This window comes from Myxococcales bacterium, assembly GCA_016699535.1.
In the GTDB taxonomy this organism is placed as follows: domain Bacteria; phylum Myxococcota_A; class Polyangia; order Polyangiales.
On sequence record CP064980.1, the window covers coordinates 1568454 to 1588253 of the forward strand.

Genomic DNA, 19800 nt, shown 5'->3' on the forward strand with positions numbered 1-19800 from the left:
TGCAGTTGGATGAAAATGCAACCGTCTATGCTGGTGATGGCAGTGATGGTCGTATCTATCAAATAAGTAGCGCAACAGAAAACGCAGTTTGGATTGACATTGATGAACGACAGGTTGCTGCGTTTGATCTGCTTGGCGCAAAACCCTATGTGCTGAGTTCCGATATGGCCTCGGTGTATGAAGTAAGCGCCTCTCCCAGTCGTGATGGAGTATGGACCAGTAAGGTTCTGGATGCTGATTTCATTTCAAGGTGGGGACAGCTGACGTGGCGAGCAAAAGGAAAGCTTCAATTTCAAACACGCTCTGGAAATACTGAAAAACCGGACGCGACTTGGAGTGACTGGTCCTCCTCGCTTCGTTCACCTGGCCCGGTTCGTAGTGCTGCTGCGCGCTTTGTACAAGTACGAGCGCTCTTTAAAGATGATCCAAATGCTATTCTTAGAGCTGTTGAGCTTTACTACCTTCCTGAAAACCAACGGTCTGTGGTGACTGACATCGAAGTTGCTGAAGCAAGTAATAGTAAGAAGAAGAGCGAAAAGGGCAAAGCGCCGTTGTTGTCGCCGAAGAGTTCTGCCTTGAGTCCGCTTGTGCAGATTAAATGGAAAGTTGACAACCCCGACGACGACGAGCTGAGATACCGCCTTAGCTTTCGATCCGAGAATAACGGCATTTGGCGTGACTTGCACGATCGAAGCGAGATCTTAAGAAAAACAGAATTTGTTTGGGATACCCAGTCTATCCCCGATGGTTTTTATCAAGTTCGCATTGAAGCGAGCGATGAGCTTGCAAATCCGGAAAAACTTATGCGCAAGAGTTATGCCGATTCTGATCCCATATTGATCGACAACCATGCTCCTCGTATTCTCGAGCTCAAAGTGATTTCCGGAACAAAGTTCAGCGGCAAGGCAGTCGACACTGTTGGCCCCATTGCGGCGCTATCGTATGCGATCGACGGAAGGACCTGGATACCCTTTTTCCCTGTGGACGATTTCCTCGATACCAAGGAGGAGCGTTTTTCTGTGTCATTGCCCAAGTTGGAGGCTGGCTCGCATATCGTAGCCGTACGCGTCGAGGATGCTGCTGGGAATGTGGCAACAGCAGAGAGTTATTTTTCAGTAGGCAAATGACGCAGCGCAGCACATAAGCTCCTTGCCTGCGCAATATCTGCATGGTAGGCGAAGAGTTCTCGCTAGTGATCGGAGGACTCCTTTATGCAAAAGATTTTTAACTTGTTTCCCTTTCTTGTTTTCGTGCTTCTTTTTTCGGCATGTAGCAGTAGTACAAGTGGCGATGGCGACAATGGGGATGATCCGAACGATCCGAATGCAGATACGAGCCAGAGTTTGTTCTTTGTGCTAGATGAAATTATTTTCCCTACTGGTGGCGAAGTGTTTGGTTTCGACCTCGATGGAGAAGGGGCTTCTGTTGCGAGCTGCAACAAAGAAGATCTAGCTGGCAATGTCGACAATCAGCTTGGCAGTGTTCTGCAAGGCTTGCCCGTCGTCGATGACGACACGCTTACCCTTGCCGACACACTCAACGACAGCGTGGTCGATTTTATTGCCGACGGCACCTTGCTGGCAGCAGGCGAAATCAGTGGCATCGATGATTTTCAAAATGACTCTTACGTACGCCTGGATATCTATGCTCTTCGTGTTCCAGAGGGAAAAACAGCACCAGACGTTGATGCAAACGGTGTATTGCTCGCTGATCAGACGTTTGACATTGATCCCTCGTCCCTAAACGCAGGCGCTCCAGTGATGCGTTTTGATAACTTAGCTATTATTGATGGGCAAATTGATTCTGGACCTGCCGAGAGCGCAGAAAGCGCTGTGATACTTTTGCGAGCACCATTGGGGGCCCATCTCTATGAACTTCGGTTGACCTGGGCTCGTATCGCTTTTGATCTTACGGAGACGCGAATCACAAATGGCATGATTGGTGGAGTCGCTGATGTCTCGACGTTTGGCTCTCAGCTTGAGTGTTCCGGTGCCGTTCAAGTCGCTTCCATTGACGATACGCTTGGTCTTGTTGCGGATTTTTCCAACAGTGGCGATGCGACCAACAAGAATTGTCAGGGTGTGTCCATGGGAGTGAGCTTTAAAGGTATTCCCGTCGTGAAGGGTGGTGTTGGTTTACCTGCCGACGTCGGGGCATGTGCGGCTAACTAAGGAAAGTTCCTACGCTCGCTATCCCTAAAGGCAGATGTGAATGCTGAATGGGCAGGTGTGGACAAAATAGAGAGTGTTTTCAATCGGTCGTGATGTAATTGTTCTGCTGGAAGACAGTGTTGGCGTTCACATCGGATTATGTACTGAAAGTACTGATACCTTGGTGCATAATTTCGCGACTGTTTTCTTCCTAATTTCATGTTGCTTTGGTGTTTTATGAAATTGCATTCAGACGATTTAGCAGGCATCATTAGAGTTGTAGCAATTGTTTTCGAGCAGGTATTTTTCTGCTCGATTAAAGGGGTGTAGCAGATATGGTTCAGCCCGCAGGAGGAGCACAGCCGGGCCTCGAGGACTTTGAGCAACCTGTTCGGTTTGGAAAGTACGTGTTGCTCGACCGTATCAGCATCGGCGGGATGGCTGAGGTGTTTAAGGCAAAACTCAGCGGTGCGGCGGGTTTTGAAAAGATTATCGCTGTAAAACGCATCCTTCCGGCTCTGCTAAAAGATAAAGAATTTATCGAAATGTTCGTTGATGAGGCCAAGATTGCTGGCCAGCTTACGCAAGAAAACATTTGCCCAATCTTCGAGCTCGGTAAAGTAGGCGAGTCGTATTACATTGCGATGGAGCATATCTGGGGCAAGGATCTCCTTCAGATCATTAACCGTTTCAGACGTATGCGTCGTTATATGCCGCCCGTGATGGCGGCTTGGATTGCTTCAAAATTGTGTGAAGCTTTGGATTATGCGCATCGCAAAACCGACACGAACGGCAATCCATTAAATATTATCCACCGCGATATTTCCCCTCAAAACGTGATCGTCGGATACGAGGGGCAGGTTAAACTTATCGACTTTGGCATTGCCAAAGCTGCTTCACGAACAACACGTACGCGTGCGGGTGTTCTCAAAGGTAAGTTTGGTTATATGAGTCCAGAGCAAGTCAAAGGACATGAACTGGATCCACGTTCTGATATTTTTACGGTAGGTACCTGTCTGTGGGAAATGACTGTTGGAGCGCGGTTGTTTCTTGGTGAGAGTGATTTTTCCACCCTGGAAAAAGTCCGGCGCTCGAAAGTGTCTAAGCCCTCAGATCGCGTCTCAAACCTTCCCGAGGAATATGAAAACATCATCATGCGGGCGCTTGAGCGTGATCCAAATAAACGTTTTCAGTCTGCTGCAGAGATGCTCGAAGCGCTTCAAGCTTTTTTGATTAAGCAGCGACCTCCGTTTGGGACTTCGACCTTATCCAACTGGATGAAAACTGCCTTCGCCCAAGAAGTAAAGAACGAGCACGAGAAGCTTGAAAAGCTCATTCGTGTTGAGCCTCTAAAGCAAAGCCAAGGGCTTCGACCGGCCTCACAGCTTGCTGAGGCCGTGGCCCAGAGTCCCGAAGTTGCCCTGCCGAAAGCTGGTTCGGGCAGGGTCTCAACCCCTGGCACCGTGAAGCTTGATAGTAGCGAGATCGAAGTTGGCGAAATCGATGCAGTCTCCATTGCAACGGAGTCAACCCTGCTTAGGGATGAAACCGCCAGTGAAGACCTCCCGGAGATTGCTAGTCAACCTACTTTTGTTTTTTTTAGTGCTGAGGATGATGTTCAGGGATCTGCCGGTCAGTCCTCCTCTGGGCTGAAAATTAAAGAACAACGGCAAAGCGAAGAAGAAAATCGTGTTGCGCGGGGACTTGGCCATGCACGGGAAGTTGCTGGAGTCACGTCAGAGAATGCTTCTTGGGCCGAGCAGCCTCTCGGGTCCCGGATGCCTGAGCCCAGTGCTTCGTGGAAAATTCCTACCCTTGATCCTCAGGCGCAGCGCCCGAGTTTTCTTCCTGCATCGCCATCGTCTCGTTCTTCTGCGAGCTCTGGTTTCGTTTGGTTCTTACTGGGAGCGCTTGCTTTTGTGGGGCTAGCCGGCGGTGTTTGGTGGTTTACGCATAGTCGTTTTGGCTCTTTGCATCTAGATACCCGGCCGGAAGTGACCGCCGAGGTCTTGGTGGACGGTATTGCCCGAGGCAATAGTCCATTGAAGATTGAAGAGCAAGAAGCCGGTGCTCACGATATCAAGTTGTTGGCTCCTGGCTTTAAGCCAGCAGAACGGCGCGTCGAGATAGTACCCAGCAAAGCAACCACACTCACGGTTGTTTTACTGCGTGAAAAGCCCAGAGCCGTTGCAGTCAAACAGGAAGAGCAAGACATTCGGAAAGCACCCGTCGCTCCTGAGGAGGATACTGTTAGATCTGAAGACGACGAAATTAGCCCTAGCTCTGAAGAAGAACAGCTAAATGAAATGGATACAACCGACGATTCCGAAAGCGAACTAGTTCCGGCAAAAGGAACGGGCATCGTCACAGTACGTTCGTCCCGTCGATCTAACATCTTCGTAGACGGTAAAGACACAGGAAAAGAAACTCCTCAACGTAAACTTGAACTCACACCGGGTCTTCATACGATAGGACTGAAAACGTCTGATGGAGTCATGCATAACTATAAGGTGACGGTTCGCGAGGGCAAGCGCCTTATATTGCACAAGCAACCGTAAGAGTACTGCCAGAAAACAACAGTAGTGCTGTGATTCGAAGGTTTTGAGCCAATGGGGCTGTTCTTATTTCTCCGGGTCTAATTCGAGGCCCATTTTTAGGCGCCGCATGACTGCTTTTTTCTGTCGTACTTTGTAAGCAGCATGGCTTGCTTCGCCCAACTCGTTGGACTGATCTGTATTGCGATCGATGACTTGAAACTCTGTTTGCGAGAAGATAACAGGGCCGAGCGTTTTAGCCGCTGGTGGTGCTTGACCCAAGAGTTCTTTGTTCAGGCGTATGGGCATGTCGACTACAAAATGCATGACACGGTAGCTTTCAGCACTGAAGCGGTTGTCTAGTTTTGCCATACGGTCTTCGAGATCTGCTGAAAGCTGAAGATCGTTTATCATTCCTTCTAAATGGGGCTGCTTTTCGCAATATTCTCGAAAATTAATAAGCGTGTTCGTCGACTGCCCTGGGATGACATAGTTAAAGGGAAAAAGCTTCGACATTAAGTAGTTGAGTGTGGGAAAGATATCGTCCACGGAACGAGTTACTATGCGAAAACGAAGCTTGTCGTAGACTTGTGCAGCGACGGTTTCTTGTTTTGATAGCAATTTGGTATATAGCGAATCTTTGTTCTTTCGCCCACCGATGAACTCGGTGATAGGAAAACCGTGGGCAAGCATACCGCCAATGACGCGATAGACTTTTTCTTCGACCAGTTGAAACACTTCCTGATCGGAAATAGGCAACATGAATAGAAGTTCGCGTGCTTGGAGATGGTGGATGATGTGCATTGCTTTGAGAATGGTGCAAGCACACAATTGGCGATGTCCTTTGCTCGAAGCAAGCGCGAGCAAATCAGGCACAGATGCGGTGGAAACGGGTTTCGGTATCGGAAAATCGAAGTTGCGTCTTAGGTAGCTGATGGCTTCGTTTTTAATGACCTCCATGCGGATCTGATCGTTTGGGTTGTCGGTTTCGAATTCTTGTGCGCTGAGAAACTCACCGATTTCTTCGCTTGATTCAAAATTGAGCCGGTGCCAGTCGATGACGGAGCCGCCGCGTAGAATCATCCTGATGGCTTCAAGATCGCCAAGGCGAAATTCATCAAGAGATCGTAGCGTCGATGGACTTATACTCACTTGCCTGTCTTATGGTGCTGTGACTTCTGTGTAGATTGGGAATGGCGTGTTGGGCCAGCTAGGGACACAGTCCCCAGAAAAATGCCAACACTCATGGCGATAACAACTAGATTTCCCCAAAGCAGACCGTGACAACCTGCCGAAGCCAAAATCAAGGTGGCAAGTATTGAATAAAGTGCTTTTCGAAGATGTAGGATATTAGAGTACATTGAGCTGCCTCCGCCAGTTGTTACTACGAAAAGGCAAGCTTTGCCAAGGCATGTTAGGATAGGGCCAAATCGATATGCCATTTGTTTCTGATTCATCTGTTTTAAGTCATCTACCCATTTTGGCCCTTCGGGATACCGTTGTTTTCCCCGCAGCGGTTATTCCAGTGCACGTTGCCAGACCCTCATCTATTCGCTTGGTCTCAGAGCTACTGCGAAGTGAAAAACAGGTCATTGGTGTTGTCACTCAGCTTTCCGCAGCGAATGAGGCGCCTGATTATGATGATCTGTATTCCGTAGGCACGCTTGTTCGGGCTCTCAAGATCATCAAGCTGAACGAGGGCAACTACAGCGTCGTGCTACAAGGCGTGGCTCGTTTTCGCTTGGTAGAAAAAGTAGAGCATCCAGACTTTCTTTGTGCACATGTTGAGCGAGTTGAGGAACACGGCTTGCGAGACGAAGAAATTAACGCGTTGACTGTTAACTTGAGAGAGGCTGCGCGCGAGATCTTCGATGAACAAGGCTATGTGGATTCTGAAGCGACGCACGCAATCGACGTAGTGCAGGATCCAGGCTCCCTTGCCGATCTGGTCGCATCCCATCTAAATTTCGCTACTGAAACCAAACAACAAGTTCTCGCGGCGATTGATCTTCGTGAACGTCTTCGTGTGGCAATGTCGGCGGTACTTCGCTACCAAGAAGTTTCAAAAGTTAAAAAAGAGATCTCTAGTATCGTGCAAAATGAGATGTCAAAGTCGCAACGCGAATTTTTACTGAGGCAACAATTGCGAACCATTCGCAAAGAGCTTGGTGAAAGCGATGAAATAGAAGATGAGCTGGATGCTTTTAGTGAAAATCTAGCGCGGAAAGATATGCCTAAAGAGGCTGCGGAGATGGCCCGAAAACAAATTTCTCGTATGCGTTCGATGGCATCTCAGTCTTCGGAATATCAAGTTGCCCGCAGTTATGTTGAGTGGTTGTTGGATTTGCCCTGGTCCGAACGCGTTCCAGAGCGTTTTGATGTTCCTGAGGTGCGTTGTGTCTTGGATGAGGATCACTACGGTCTTGAGAAAGTAAAGCGACGCATTCTGGAATACATCGCAGTACGAAAATTGCGAGCTGATGCGCGCGGACCTTTACTTTGTTTTGCAGGGCCGCCTGGCGTAGGAAAGACTTCTTTGGGGAGGTCCATTTCAAGGGCTACCGGCCGACCTTTTGTTCGAGTATCTCTGGGTGGTGTTCAGGACGAAGCAGAGATTCGTGGCCATCGACGAACCTATGTTGGAGCCTTGCCTGGTCGCATTATCACTGCCTTGAAGAACTCCGGTGCATCCAACCCCGTTATGTTACTTGATGAGGTTGATAAGATGGCCTCCGATGGTCGTGGCTCGCCTGCGCATGCTTTGCTCGAAGTGCTCGATCCTGAGCAAAACAGTGCTTTTACTGATCACTATATTGAGGTGCCTGTCGATTTATCGAATGTACTGTTTATTGCGACAGCAAATCGCAAAGACACCATTCCCGGCCCACTTTTGGATCGCTTTGAGGTCGTCGATCTACCTGGCTATACAAGGGATGAAAAGCTTGCCATTGCGCGTGATTTTTTGCTTCCCAAGCAACTCTCCGAGCATGGCATCACGCCAGAACGCTTCGAGTTGCTTGAAGAAGGCTTAGATTATTTGGTTGATCACTACACGCGCGAGGCAGGGGTACGCGGACTAGAGCGCCAATTGGCGAGTATGTGTCGGGACTTGGCTTTAAATCTTGCTTCGGGTGAAGACTTGCAGGTCAAGGCTGATTCTAAACATGTTCGCAAGGTTCTCGGTCCACCTCGTTTCGAGCCGCCTACCGCTGAACATGCGTTGGCTCCGGGTGTTGCAACAGCGCTGTCATGGACTCCTGCCGGTGGCGATCTTTTGCTGGTGGAAGCCTCGCGTATGCCTGGGCAGGGTGCGGTGCATCTCACCGGGCAGATGGGCGGGGTTATGAAGGAGTCCGTAGCCACTGCCTTTACCTACATTCGCGCGCGGGCTCAGGCCTTGGGACTGCCTGAGGACTTTCTCAGTAAAATCGATGTGCATGTTCATCTTCCTCAAGGCGCGTTGCCTAAAGATGGTGCCAGTGCTGGCGTTGCAATCTATGCATCCTTGCTTTCGATGTTGACTGAAAAAGAGCTAAGCGCGGCGGTGGCTATGGTAGGCGAGATCACGCTTCGTGGATCGGTGCTCCGAGTCGAGCGTGTTAAAGAAAAGTGCCTTGCAGCACATCGTGCGGGATTGAAGCGCATTCTACTCCCTCGACACAATGCACCCGATCTGGAAGAAATTCCTGAGCACGTTCGCAATGCACTCGATATTCGATTGATTTCAAAAATCGAAGAAGTTATGCCTCTGTTGCAGCTTTGAACGCACTTCTTAAAAGTTATCGTATTGCACTGCTTTTCTCTGGCTTGCTTGGTCTTGCTCTGTGTACGCTTCCGCTTGTTGGACTCATTGGTCAGGAAAGCTCAATCATTCTTGGCCTGATCATGCCCAGCTTGGCCGCTTGGTGTGCGGTTCGTTACACTGTGTATGAACAAACTTCGGCAGATTTTCGTTTTGATTTTGAGTTTTTGTGGCGGAGTCTAAGACGAACACTTTTTCTTTTGCTTGTACCGACCACCCTGTTGCTAGTAAACGCTTTGCGTTTGAGATGGTGCAATCCTTTCGAAAAACTTGGCTATTTTGCTTACGGTCCTTTGTTTGGCGTTATCTTAGCGACGATCGTGGGGGCATCTGTACCGCTGATCGTAAGACATCGCGCTGCTGCGACGGGTCTCGCTCTCGGGCTTCCTCTTTTGGAGATCGTTCTAAGTGTCTACACGCTTTGGAGCAGTCCTGGGATCTTTGCCTACGGACATTTTTTCGGTTTTTTCCCAGGCACACTCTACGACGTGGGAGCGGGCTTTCCCGACAAGTATGGCGAGTTTAGAGCCTTTTCCATGACAGTTATGGCATGTTTTGGCCTTTTTATTGCCACTTTTGTCATGTGGAGGGATTGCGTGTTGGGAGCGCGCGCCCTTCGCGATCGCTTTAGTTTGCTTTGTGCGACTGTCTTGAGTGCGGCATTGGTCGCGTTTGTATGGCAGCAAAGCGATCGTTTTGCCTTTGTTTCCTCGACTTCGTCCATTCAAATGGCGCTCGGAAGTTCAGCCGAGGGACAGTATTGCCATGTTCTTGCTCCTGCAGATTGGTCGAAGCACGAGCGTTTACTCTTTGTTCGGGAATGCGATAGCCACGCTGCATCCATAGCCCAGAGTCTTGGCATAAAGATAAAGGATAAAATAACCGTTTATGTTTTTAAGGATGTTGAACAAAAACGAAAGCTGATGGGTGCTCAGCAAACGATGATTGCTAAGCCTTGGCGAAGGGAAGTTTTTGTGCAGCAGGGCTTGTTTCCGCATTCCGCGCTGCGGCATGAACTGGTTCATGCTGTGGCCGCGCAGATTGGTCGTGGGCCTTTTGCAGTTGCTGGGCATTGGGGCGGATGGCTTCCCGAACCTGCTTTGATAGAAGGACTTGCCGTGGCCTTCGGATCGCCGCCAGGCGAGCTGTCGATTCACCAGTGGGTTAAAGCCATGATGGAAGTCGGATTGGCGCCACGGCTCTCGGAGCTTTTTGGTCTGTCTTTTCTTCGTCAAGCATCGCGGCGCGCGTACATGATGGCCGGATCTGTGATTCGTTTTCTATATGAGCGCTACGGAAGTAAAAAGCTTCGATTGCTGTATCGTAGTGCAGATGTGAAGCAGGCTTATGGAAGGACATGGGTCAGCATTGAAAAAGAATGGAAATCTTTTCTAGCCAAGCAATCACTTCCTGCGCAGGGTTTAGCCTTTGCAACAGCTACATTTTCTCCCCAAAGTATTTTTGATCAGAGTTGTCCCCATCGAAGTGCTCGGTTGAACCAGGAGTTGTCCATGAGCATGGGTGCTCAGGACTATTCGGCCATGCTTAGGAATTGTGCAGCACTGCAATCCATGGGGCATGAAGAGGGCCATGTGCTTAGCGTGAAAGTTTATGCCTTGGCTTGGCAGGGCCGTTTTACACAGGCGAAACAGCTTCTAGACGACATTGAAAAGCGTGATGGCAAGCATTCCTTGTTCTTGGCTTCGGCGCTTGAGCATTATGCGGATGCTTTGTGGAGTAGGCAGCGTTTTTCAGAAGCGCAGAGGCTTTACCAAAATCTCCGCGCATTGCCGCTTCCGAGTGAGCGACTGCGCGCGCTGGAACTGAAGTCTTTGGCGATCGCTTTAGCGGGACAGGAGCGCGAACTGCTCTACATGATATTGACGCAGCCCTCGCCCCAGCAATCCAAAGGAATGCGAATTGTTGCACTTGCTTCCAAACTCCAAGAACTACGTGAAGATGGACTTGCGCAGTATCTAAGCGCTAGGCAGTGTTTTTTACGGCAGATTATGCCGTGGCTCTCCCGCTACTAAAACAAGCGCTTAAAAGAGGACTGCCTACCGAACTTCTTCATGACGAGACAGAGCGGGTATACGCGCTTTGTCTGTTTGCCACGCAGCACTATGTTGAGGCAGCGCAACTTTTTGATCGTCGCGTGGAGCGTTTACCGAGCCTTGCTGAGCAAGCCGAAGCTATGCAATGGCTGAAGCGTAGTCGCTGGCTTGATCAACGATACGAATAGAGGCTATTCGCCGCCTTCTTTAAGCACGACAAAACGCATCTTGCTGAACTGGGACTGACCACAGGTGTAAATGATTTCCGAGAGCGTACGGAAAGGTGTACGCTTATCCGCGATGATTCGGACGTCTCCCTCGAATTGTCGGTCATTGCGGTATTGTGCAATCAGCTTGAGCTCTTCACGTCGGCTTTCAAGCGCTTTGAACAGGGCGGTGACGAGAAATCCGTTGCCGCCGCCTTGTTTTTGGCTGGCATCAACCAAGCCATCTTTTAGGGGCATGAGGTTTTTATCCTCAAAGACAATTGCATTGCTCGCGATGGTAATGGAGGTGCTTTCTTCAGCTTCTTTTTGGGAGCTCGAGTAAGGTATTTGTAGCTGGTCGCTTTGAACGATGTCCGCAGAAGTGACCGCAAATTGCATGATCAAGAACACCAACAAGATCGTCATCATATCCATCATGGGATAGATGTTTAGAAAATTTTCCTCTGGCGCTTCGTACTTGCGGAGTTTGCGTCGAACGATGCGACGAATATCTGACATGTTGGCCACAGATGCCTCCCTCTATTCTTTAGCGAACTCCCGCTGAAAGTAGCACATCGGGGAACAACTCTTTGTCGCCTTGTGCACGGACAGCGTCCATCGCGTTAACGAGATGGATGTACTCAATCATGGGGTTTGCCGTGACAATGACCTGCGTTTCATCCGAAAAATCAGGCACGGATTTGACTTGTGCCACACACTTGGTGAGCGCCGCCCAGTCATACTCTTTGCCGTGTTTGGGTACGGTGATGGTGCCCGTTACGGTTGTGGTCTGGCAGCCGGGGGCTAGTTTTCCGCCTGAGCCAGCTACCATGACCCCATTGTCGGTTATAGTGACGCTGAGATTGAGCGAGCTTCCCGTCCCCGAATTTTTGCCACTGCTTCGTCCTAAGGAAGGCAGTTGAGCATCAATTTGCGCGATCGCAATCACGGAGACGGTGGTCATTAGCAGGAACATGATCAAGTTGACCACGATATCCAAGAAGGGGACGATATTGAGTTCGCCGGCCGTTTCGGATGGATCCAAATCCTGCACTTTGGTGTGCTTACGGATGTAATTTCGCTGCTGTGGTGTGAGTTCGCTCGCCATGGCGTAAGTGATTTCTTATTCGGCTGTACGGCCTTTGATGGTCAGCATGTTCTCGAGCTTCATGGTGGCGTTTTCAAGGTCATGCTTATGACGCTTGGCTAAGCCGTGCAAAAAGAGATGGAAAATCATGCAAAGCACCGCGATACCCAGACCGAGCGCGGTGTTGTACATGGCTTCAGCAATACCGCCAGACAAAATGCGCGCGCGATCCGCTGCGTTAGCGTCTGCGACTGCCGAGAAAGCCACGATCATGCCCTTGATGGTTCCAAGCAAGCCGATAAGGGTGGCGATGTTAGCAAAAGACCACAGTGAGCCAATGCGTTTTTCAAGGGCAGGAACCACTTCCGCCATGCGTTCCTCCAGCGAAGCCACGACGGCATCTTCGCCGCGATTGACTTGCGTGAGGCCAGCTTTGACGACTTGTAGCAAAGGATAGGGTGCTGCATCGGTGAGCTTGATAGCGCGATCGATGTTGCCTGCTTGCACCAACTTGCGAATTTGCGCCATGAACTCCGTTGAGTTCACGCGGTACTTCGTGGTGATGTAATAAGCGCGGTCAGCGATGATCCCTATGACCAAAGCCAAAATTGCGACGTTGATGAACGAGAACGGTGCGCCGTCCAATAGGAAATGCCAGATCTTCTCCATCTGTATGGGTTCCTTTTCACTGCCTCCGGCCTTGGAACCGGGGGCTAAGGGCTATTTGCTGCTTCCAAGGGTCTACTTCAAAACTTTACGAAAGGTACCGTAGGGGTTTTGTAATTGTCAATGTAAACGCTATTTTGAGGCAACCAGATCAAGCCTCCTTCTTTTTTATCAAAAGGAGGACTTTCCATCGAAGCTTCGCTTTTTGCTACGGAAGCCGCGGTATCTTGCCGTAAAAGCTCGTGGTCCCAGCAGAAATTGACTCAGACTGGGCATGATTGCCCTGGTTTTTCACTAAACCACTCGGAGCTGACGGGCTTTCATCAACTCGATCTCTCGCAGGATTTTAGCTTCTTAGACGAGTTGTGTGTAAAATCTTCTCAAAGCAGGGTAGCTTTTGTTAGTATGAGGAATAAGGATATGCGCTGGAGCATATCCCGTCCGTAACTTACTCTTAGGTTCGGGCGAAACACGGTTGCTGGAGGAAGAATAACCCATGGCAAGTTTGGCACAGAGCTTTCACGAAGGCGGCGCCTTCATGTATCCTATTCTGGTTTGGCTAGCGATTTCGATCGGCTTTATCGTAGAGCGATCGATTTATCTCTATAAGTCATCCATCAACAAAGACGTATTCCTTGCTACGATGCAGAAATGCATTTTGGCAGGTGACGTAGGTCGCGCAATTAAATTGTGCTCGGCCGCAAATGCACCGTTAGCCCGCATTGTTAAAGCAGGTCTTATGAAAGTGAATCGCCCGGATGCTGAAGTTCAAGCGGCGATGGATGAAGAAGCACTTCGAGAAATGCCACAAGTCGAAAAGCGCACACCGTTTTTGGCCTTGTTTGCAAACCTTGCGATGCTTAGCGGCTTGCTTGGTACGGTTATCGGTTTGATCACGGCGTTTAAAGGCGTGGCCGGTGCGGATGCAACTTCAAAAGCTACTATCTTGGCTAAAGGTATTTCAGAAGCCATGAACTGTACGGCTTTTGGACTTATGTCAGCGATTGTTGCGCTTGTTGGCTTTGCTATTCTAAACGGCAAAACACAGCGCATTATTGACGACATCAACGGTGCAACGGTTCAGGTGCTCAACCTAGTAGTAAGCAACCGTTCCAAAGTTGATCTTTCGGGCGTCTAATCTAAGACCTTAGAGAAGCTGCTAAGGTAGCAAGGAGAAACATGGCTAGTATCAGCACAGGTGGTGGTGGGCACGGCGGAAAAAAGGCAGTTGATCACGAGATTCCGTTAATCCCCTTTATCGATTTGCTTTTGTGCTGCGTTATGTTTCTTCTTGTGACAGCGGTTTGGAACCAGCTTGCACGAATTAACGCCAATCAGCAGCAGCCAGGACAAGCAAGTCCAGATGCTCCGCCGCCAGAAGAAAAGGTTCAGCTTTTCGTCAAGGTGCAAAACGGTGGCCTGGTGCTGGCGAGCTCGATGGGCGATGAGGTGCAGATTCCAAAAGTCGGTGACTCTTATGACCTTGAAGGTTTGCGTGATAAGTTAACTGAACGAAAAAAGCTTGAGCCAAACCGTAAAGACATCATTGTAGCGCCTGAGGATGGCGTGATGTACGCAGACATCGTTTCCGTGATGGATTTGGTAGTTGGTCACGGTTACCCCGAAATGTCGTAGCGAGACGGATCGACCCTCTAGGAGTATTTAGAAAATGCCTATTCAAAAGCCAGGTCGTGTTCTTCTTCATAATATTCCGCTCAAGTTTGTTCATGATCGGGTTGCTGGTGGTGGACGCAAAGCAGTTGATAGTTCGATTGCGCTTGTGCCATTCATCGACTTTCTGATTGTGCTCGTTGTTTTCTTACTTATTTCTTTTAGTGCAACGGGTGAACTGCTAGCGCAGCAACCGAATTTGCAGATGCCTAGCGGCACAAACGTCATTGACTTGGAGATCGCCCCAATCATTGCCATTAATCCGCAGGTGGTCACGCTTGATGCCGGTGATGGCGCACGACGCATAGCCGATACGAGCACTCTTGCGGCAAGCCCTGAAGCAGAACGAATCGAGCCATTGATTGAGGATTTGCAAACAGCCAAGCGAAACTGGTCGATTTTGCATCCATCCGATGAGTTTCCTGGCACGGTGATTTTACAAGCCGATAAAAGCATTGATTTTCGCGTGATCAAAAAGATTATGTATTCGACAGCGCAAGCTGGCTATGCAAACGTGAGCTTTGCAGTGAACCGCGTGAGTAAATCGAAATAGCGTTAGCTTTCTAGGGCGCTCTAATGCGACCGGCATGTGCTTCATGTATTATCGCTGTATGTTGCCCGAACAGAGCTAGCGGACGGTGAGTTTTTCCCTACTTCACAAGCTCCATAGCCGGGTATAAAGTCACATACATGAACGATATAGCTGATTTGAAGCCAGCAAGACCTGATGCAGGATTGGATGTGCAGGCCTACAAAGCCAAGATTCGATGGCGATTGGTGCTTCCGATCACAGGTCTAGTCCTTGTTTTTGCCTTGGGCTACTGGTGGCGAGAGCGACGGGCTACGGATGCGTTTCGAGAAAAAATCTATCAAGCTCATGCGTCTTTGGCTGTCGTTTCAAAACCCTATAGGCAGTTGCGATCGGAAATTGAGGCGCAGCTGTTAAAACTATCTAAAGACGCTCCCAAAGAACGAGTGGATGAGCGTTTGAATTTATCCGCTCTTCACCAGGGCAAGGGTTTATATATTCGAGTGCCACTTGAAGCGATAAGAGACGCCCGCGCGATTGAAGAGGCCATTGTCGGCCAGGAACGGGATTCGATTCCAAGCTGCTTGGGTCTTGATCCGTCAATGGGCAAGTATTTTTATCAAAAAGGCAGTTTCCTTTTACCCAATTGGCTCAAGCGTATCGAAGGAAGCTACAACAAAATTACCCTTCGAACGGCCGAAGAGGAGCTTAAACGGCGTAGCAAGCAGGATTTAGACAAAGTCGCCGAGATGCTCAAAAGCGACTGGCTTTTACTCGTGATCCAACACGGTGACAATCGTCGCGATGCAGCTGTTGATGTGAGACTATGGGATTTGCGCGCTAAACAAGTGCTGTTGCAGGCTAGGGTTCAAGCCAATGGTATGTTAATTCCCGCACGTAATGCTGTTGGGAGCATCGAGCGCAGTGGAGTAAACAAAGTAATCATCGGCAAAGGCGCAGCCAACGACTGTTCCATCGCCACCCAGCTCAAAGAGCTTACATCCTAAGCTCTTTATTTTCCATGCAAGGTTGGTGGCGAGGAGTAGGGGTGTTGTTCCAGGTCCTTCAAGACTACCTACTGCGGAAGGTATAAAACACGATTCCGTCCATTTTGTACTTGCATGCGCCACATGCAGACGCCCCGGAACAACACCCCCTACTCCTCGCCGTCTCTGAACACCATAGTTTCGGCATGAGAGGCATTTGTTCTGGGAGACTTCGTGGAGTCATTGAGCTTTGTGTTCAAATTATCGTTGAGCAATTTCCTCTGTAGACTGAGTCAAAGTGGACAAGCAGAGAAAGCCAAGGGATGGAAAAGCTTTGCTTTGGTCTGCTCGGAAGGCCAGGGGGTCTCTGATCCGTAGCGTCTGCATGTGGCGCATTAAGATATATGGGGAAGAGTGCTTCTAAAAGCCTTTCGCAGTTAGTGGTCTTGAAGGCTACGGATCAGAGACCCCTGGCCTTTCGGGCCATGGCAGTACTTCGGCCAGTTTGTGGTAGGTGTCTATGCGGCGGAGCGTTGGGTGGTGGGTTTGGGGCATTGGATGGCATTGGAGCCATAAAACTTCTGTTCCCTGGAGGCCATGCTCTTAAGTATATCGGCTGGCCTAAAACGGATACCGTGTTTCTTCTCGTAAAACTCTAAGCGTTCCACGATGTGTTTGACGCCTACTGTGTCCACGTAGTGGAAGGGGCCACCTAAGAAAGGAGGGAAACCAAGTCCGAAAATTGCGCCAATGTCACCATCGCGGGCTGAGCGTAAGATCCCTTGCTCGAAGCATAACGCAGCCTCATTAACCATTTGTAGATTGCACCGCTCGGCAATCTCATTTTTCGAGAGCGAGGTGTGTGATTGAATACCCAAAACACCATAGACACTGGGATCGACTTGTTTGGACCCCTTCTTTTTATCCGCGGTGTAAAGGTAAAAGCCTTTTTTGTTTTTTCGTCCAAGACGTCCATCGGCACGCAGTTGCGAGCTTCCAGGCGGAGGTGCCAGGCGCTGTCCAAAACCATGATGGACGATTTTTCCAACTTTTTCGGCCACGTCGATTCCGACCTCATCGAACAGGGTGATCGGCCCGACTGGAAAGCCAAAATCAACCAAAGCACGGTCGATGTCTTCGATACGAACGCCTTCAAAAAGAAGGAAAGCTGCTTCGTTCATGTAGGGAGATAGAATCCGTGAGGTGTAAAAGCCAACGCCGTCATTTACAACGATGACGGTTTTCCCCTGCTTTTTACCAAGCTCAACGCAAGTTGCTGTGACCCACGCGGCCGTTTTCGGCGTGACAATAATCTCGAGCAGCGGCATTTTGTGTACAGGAGAAAAATAGTGCATCCCAATAACGGTTTCCGGATGCTTGCTGGCTTCTGCGATGTCCGTGATAGGTAGCGATGACGTGTTTGAAGCAAAGATAAGATTTGTTTTTCCTACGCTCTCGACTTCTTTTAATACTTGATGTTTGATGTTGATGTCTTCAAACACGGCTTCGATAGCGACGTCAACATCCTTAAACCCTGTGTATTCTGTCGTTCCGGTGACGAGTGCCATGGTTTGGTCGCGCTCACGTGGACTCAAGCGACGGCGTCTAACGCGCGTGTCGAGAATATCTCGAATGTTCGCTAAGCCTTTTCCGATACCACTGCTGTCACGATCTTTTAGGCGCACTTGTTTTTTTGCTAACGCGCAAGTGATGTAGGCAATGCCTGAACCCATTAGACCCGCGCCAAGCATGCCAACCTTATTTACTTTAATAGCTTGCACTACTTCGTCGGTTCCACGGTCTTTTTTTAAGGCGGTTTGCGAGAAGAAAATATGCATAAGTGACTGAGCAACGGGGCTTACTGCCAGTTCCCCGAAGTGGCGTGCTTCTTCTTTGAGACCCTTGCTTATGCCCTTGGAAAGACCTATGTCGATGACTTCGATGATTTTAGTCGGCGCTGGATAGTTACCCCGCGTTTTTTTAGCCACTTGTTTTGAGGCTTGGGAAAAGACGAGCTTCCGTCCGATGGGATTACGGGCGAGCAGTTGCTCTTTGAAACGTAGACTTGCCGGTCGATGTGCCCAAAAATCGCGTTTTAGATGCGAAGGAGAGTTTGCCAGTTTGAGGGCAAGTTTTGCTGCAGTCTCAATGCAAATAGCTGCGGAGACGACATCATCTACCATGCCAAGCTTTTGAGCCTTCTGCGCAGGGATCTGTTTGCCGGTTAGCATCATATCCAGGGCGGCCTCAAGGCCGATCAGTCTAGGTAAGCGTTGAGTGCCGCCAGCACCGGGCAATAACCCTAACTGAACTTCTGGGAGTCCGAGTTTTGTCTTGGGATGATCGCTGGCAATGCGGCCGTGACAGGCGAGAGCCAGTTCGAGGCCGCCTCCAAGGCAGCTGCCGTGTATCGCTGCGATAATGGGCACTCCAAAATCAGCAATGCGGTTCATTGCGCTTTGGGCATCTTCGGAAAGCTTTTGCGCTTCTTGCGCATTGCTCACCGCATTCAACATTTCGATATCGGCGCCAGCGATGAAACTGTCTTTTTTCCTGGATGCAAAGACAATACCTTTAACAGTGTTATCTTTTTCAAGCTGATCGAAGAGTTGATGAAACTCTGTGCTGAAGTTAGCGCGAAGAGTATTAACGCTTTCTCCCGGAACGTCTATCCAGAGCACGGCGATTCCATCGCTACGTTGCTCTACGCTTAATGCTTTACTATCGCTCATGCTGCCTCCAATACGATTGCCGCGCCAAGACCACCGGCCGCACAGGCTGTGCACAATGCAAACTGACCTTGGCGTCGTTTGAGCTCACGAAGGGTTTGCGTGATTTGTCGCGTACCGGTAGCTGCAAAAGGATGCCCTATGGAAAGAGATCCACCTAAAACGTTAAATTTATCCCAATCAATCTGGCCAATTGCTTCGCTTCGATTGAGGTTTTCTTCGGCAAAGCGTTTGGATTCAAAAGCTTGGGTGTTCGAAAGAATTTGCGCGGAAAAAGCCTCATGCATGTCAATCAAGTCCATGTCAGACAGGCGTAGTCCTGCGCGATCGAGGGCAATTGGCGTTGCAAAACTTGGCCCCATGAGCAATTGCCAATTGGGATCGATGCCAGCAAATGCGTAGCTTTTTACATAACCAAGCACTTCGTAGCCAAGAGCTTTGGCCTTGTCTTCACGCATTAAAATAATAGCGCTTGCCCCGTCGGTCAGAGGGGAGCTGTTGCCCGCGGTAACGCTGCCATGCTTGCGATCAAAAACAGGTCGAAGTTTTCGATAGTTTTCTACACTCGAGTCTTTGCGAACCAGATTGTCTTCTTTGATGCTGTGCTCGTAACCTGGGGGCAGGTAAACTTCCATGACTTCGTCATCGAATTTTCCTTCCTGCCAAGCTTTAGCAGCGAGGCTGTGACTACGATGAGCAAACTCATCTTGGTCACTTCGCAAAATACCATTGTCCTTTGCCATTTGCTCTGCGCTTTGTCCCATAGTGAGACCTGTTGATGGCTCTTTTAGGGCTGGAGGGACGGGCATAAGATCTTTTAGACCCAGTCCAGAAAAGGATTTAATTCGATCGGGAAGGCTACGTGCTTTGCTTGCTTTGAGCAGAGCTTGAGCGAGGCGCTTGGATACCGTGATAGGAATATCGCTTGCGCTATCGGCGCCCCCGGCAATGCCACAGTCGATGGCTCCGGCCATGATGGACTCTGTCACATTGACGGTGGATTGATAGCTTGTCGCACAGGCCCGTGAGACGCTGTACGCTTCAACCGTGGGCGGCATAGCTGTTCCCAAAACAATCTCGCGTGCGATGTTTGGTGCGCTAATTGAGGGCAGCACTTGGCCATACACCACTTGATCAATCTCTTTGGTATCTAGAGCGCTTCGCTGCAAAAGTTCGGTGACGACAATCTTGCCAAGATCGAGGGCACTTAGCTTTTTGAAAGCAGAGCTTTGTTTAGCAAAAGGGGTGCGTAGCCCTGCGACAATAGCAACCCGAGTATGTGTTGGAGCATTCATGCCAAGCCTCTCTATTCCTTTTTATCGTTGTAAGAGTAAATTACTCCGGCAAAAACCGCTAGGAAGGCACCATCGAATAATCCGATGTACT

Annotated in this window: 16 protein-coding genes; 10 read left to right on the plus strand and 6 right to left on the minus strand. The window is 49.6% G+C overall.

The features are described 5' to 3' along the window. The first annotated feature begins 5 nt into the window (after positions 1-5). The 3 genes from IPJ88_07490 to IPJ88_07500 all read left to right on the plus strand — a co-directional run bounded on the left by IPJ88_07490 (position 6) and on the right by IPJ88_07500 (position 4708). Positions 6-1127: a hypothetical protein gene (locus IPJ88_07490; protein ID QQR91555.1), complete on the plus strand. Its 1122-nt coding sequence runs from the start codon at positions 6-8 to the stop codon at positions 1125-1127. Between the two features lie 84 nt (positions 1128-1211). Beyond that, on the plus strand, positions 1212-2171 hold the full coding sequence (locus tag IPJ88_07495; GenBank protein ID QQR91556.1) for a hypothetical protein: 960 nt from the start codon (positions 1212-1214) through the stop codon (positions 2169-2171). 314 nt (positions 2172-2485) lie between these two features. After that, entirely contained in the window at positions 2486-4708 is a 2223-nt protein-coding gene (locus tag IPJ88_07500) for a serine/threonine protein kinase (protein QQR91557.1), read from the plus strand. Positions 4709-4771: 63 nt separating this feature from the next. Here the strand turns inward: IPJ88_07500 and IPJ88_07505 are convergent, their stop codons facing one another. Further along, positions 4772-5767, minus strand: coding sequence for a TIGR04552 family protein (locus IPJ88_07505; GenBank protein QQR91988.1), 996 nt, complete (start codon positions 5765-5767; stop codon positions 4772-4774). A 352-nt stretch (positions 5768-6119) separates the two neighbouring features. Here IPJ88_07505 and lon point away from each other — a divergent pair, with 352 nt between their 5' ends. The 3 genes from lon to IPJ88_07520 are packed head-to-tail and all read left to right on the plus strand — an operon-like array spanning position 6120 to position 10728. Continuing rightward, complete coding sequence (gene lon / locus IPJ88_07510; GenBank protein QQR91558.1) at positions 6120-8447, plus strand: endopeptidase La; 2328 nt, start codon at positions 6120-6122, stop codon at positions 8445-8447. Beyond that, positions 8444-10519, plus strand: coding sequence for a hypothetical protein (locus IPJ88_07515; protein QQR91559.1), 2076 nt, complete (start codon positions 8444-8446; stop codon positions 10517-10519). The genes lon and IPJ88_07515 overlap by 4 nt, the downstream gene beginning before the upstream one ends. Further along, entirely contained in the window at positions 10501-10728 is a 228-nt protein-coding gene (locus IPJ88_07520) for a hypothetical protein (protein QQR91560.1), read from the plus strand. Before IPJ88_07515 ends, IPJ88_07520 begins: the two co-directional genes overlap by 19 nt. A 3-nt stretch (positions 10729-10731) precedes the next feature. Here IPJ88_07520 and IPJ88_07525 read toward each other — a convergent pair whose 3' ends face one another. From IPJ88_07525 to IPJ88_07535, 3 genes are read right to left on the minus strand one after another with little or no spacing between them, the layout of a single operon-like run. Then, positions 10732-11274, minus strand: a complete 543-nt coding sequence (locus IPJ88_07525; protein ID QQR91561.1) for a biopolymer transporter ExbD — start codon at positions 11272-11274, stop codon at positions 10732-10734. 19 nt (positions 11275-11293) lie between these two features. After that, the gene (locus tag IPJ88_07530; GenBank protein QQR91562.1) at positions 11294-11854 is read right to left on the minus strand and encodes a biopolymer transporter ExbD; all 561 of its coding nucleotides are present in this window, start codon (positions 11852-11854) and stop codon (positions 11294-11296) included. A 15-nt stretch (positions 11855-11869) separates the two neighbouring features. Further along, positions 11870-12502: a MotA/TolQ/ExbB proton channel family protein gene (locus tag IPJ88_07535; GenBank protein QQR91563.1), complete on the minus strand. Its 633-nt coding sequence runs from the start codon at positions 12500-12502 to the stop codon at positions 11870-11872. 493 nt (positions 12503-12995) lie between these two features. On the opposite strand from IPJ88_07535, the gene IPJ88_07540 reads away from it, so the two are divergent. From IPJ88_07540 to IPJ88_07555, 4 genes are all read left to right on the plus strand, one after another. Next, positions 12996-13637 carry a MotA/TolQ/ExbB proton channel family protein gene (locus IPJ88_07540; GenBank protein QQR91564.1) on the plus strand — a complete coding sequence of 214 codons (642 nt, stop codon included), beginning with the start codon at positions 12996-12998 and terminating at the stop codon, positions 13635-13637. Between the two features lie 41 nt (positions 13638-13678). After that, positions 13679-14134 (plus strand): biopolymer transporter ExbD, encoded by a 456-nt coding sequence (locus IPJ88_07545; protein ID QQR91565.1) that lies wholly within the window; start codon positions 13679-13681, stop codon positions 14132-14134. Positions 14135-14168: 34 nt separating this feature from the next. Beyond that, a complete protein-coding gene (locus IPJ88_07550) occupies positions 14169-14723 on the plus strand; it encodes a biopolymer transporter ExbD (protein QQR91566.1) in 555 nt (184 codons plus the stop codon). A 137-nt stretch (positions 14724-14860) separates the two neighbouring features. Continuing rightward, the gene (locus tag IPJ88_07555) at positions 14861-15706 is read left to right on the plus strand and encodes a hypothetical protein (GenBank protein ID QQR91567.1); all 846 of its coding nucleotides are present in this window, start codon (positions 14861-14863) and stop codon (positions 15704-15706) included. A 497-nt stretch (positions 15707-16203) separates the two neighbouring features. Here IPJ88_07555 and fadJ read toward each other — a convergent pair whose 3' ends face one another. Further along, a complete protein-coding gene (fadJ, locus tag IPJ88_07560; protein ID QQR91568.1) occupies positions 16204-18417 on the minus strand; it encodes a fatty acid oxidation complex subunit alpha FadJ in 2214 nt (737 codons plus the stop codon). Further along, positions 18414-19709: an acetyl-CoA C-acyltransferase FadI gene (gene fadI / locus IPJ88_07565; GenBank protein QQR91569.1), complete on the minus strand. Its 1296-nt coding sequence runs from the start codon at positions 19707-19709 to the stop codon at positions 18414-18416. Before fadI ends, fadJ begins: the two co-directional genes overlap by 4 nt. Positions 19710-19800 lie beyond the last annotated feature (91 nt).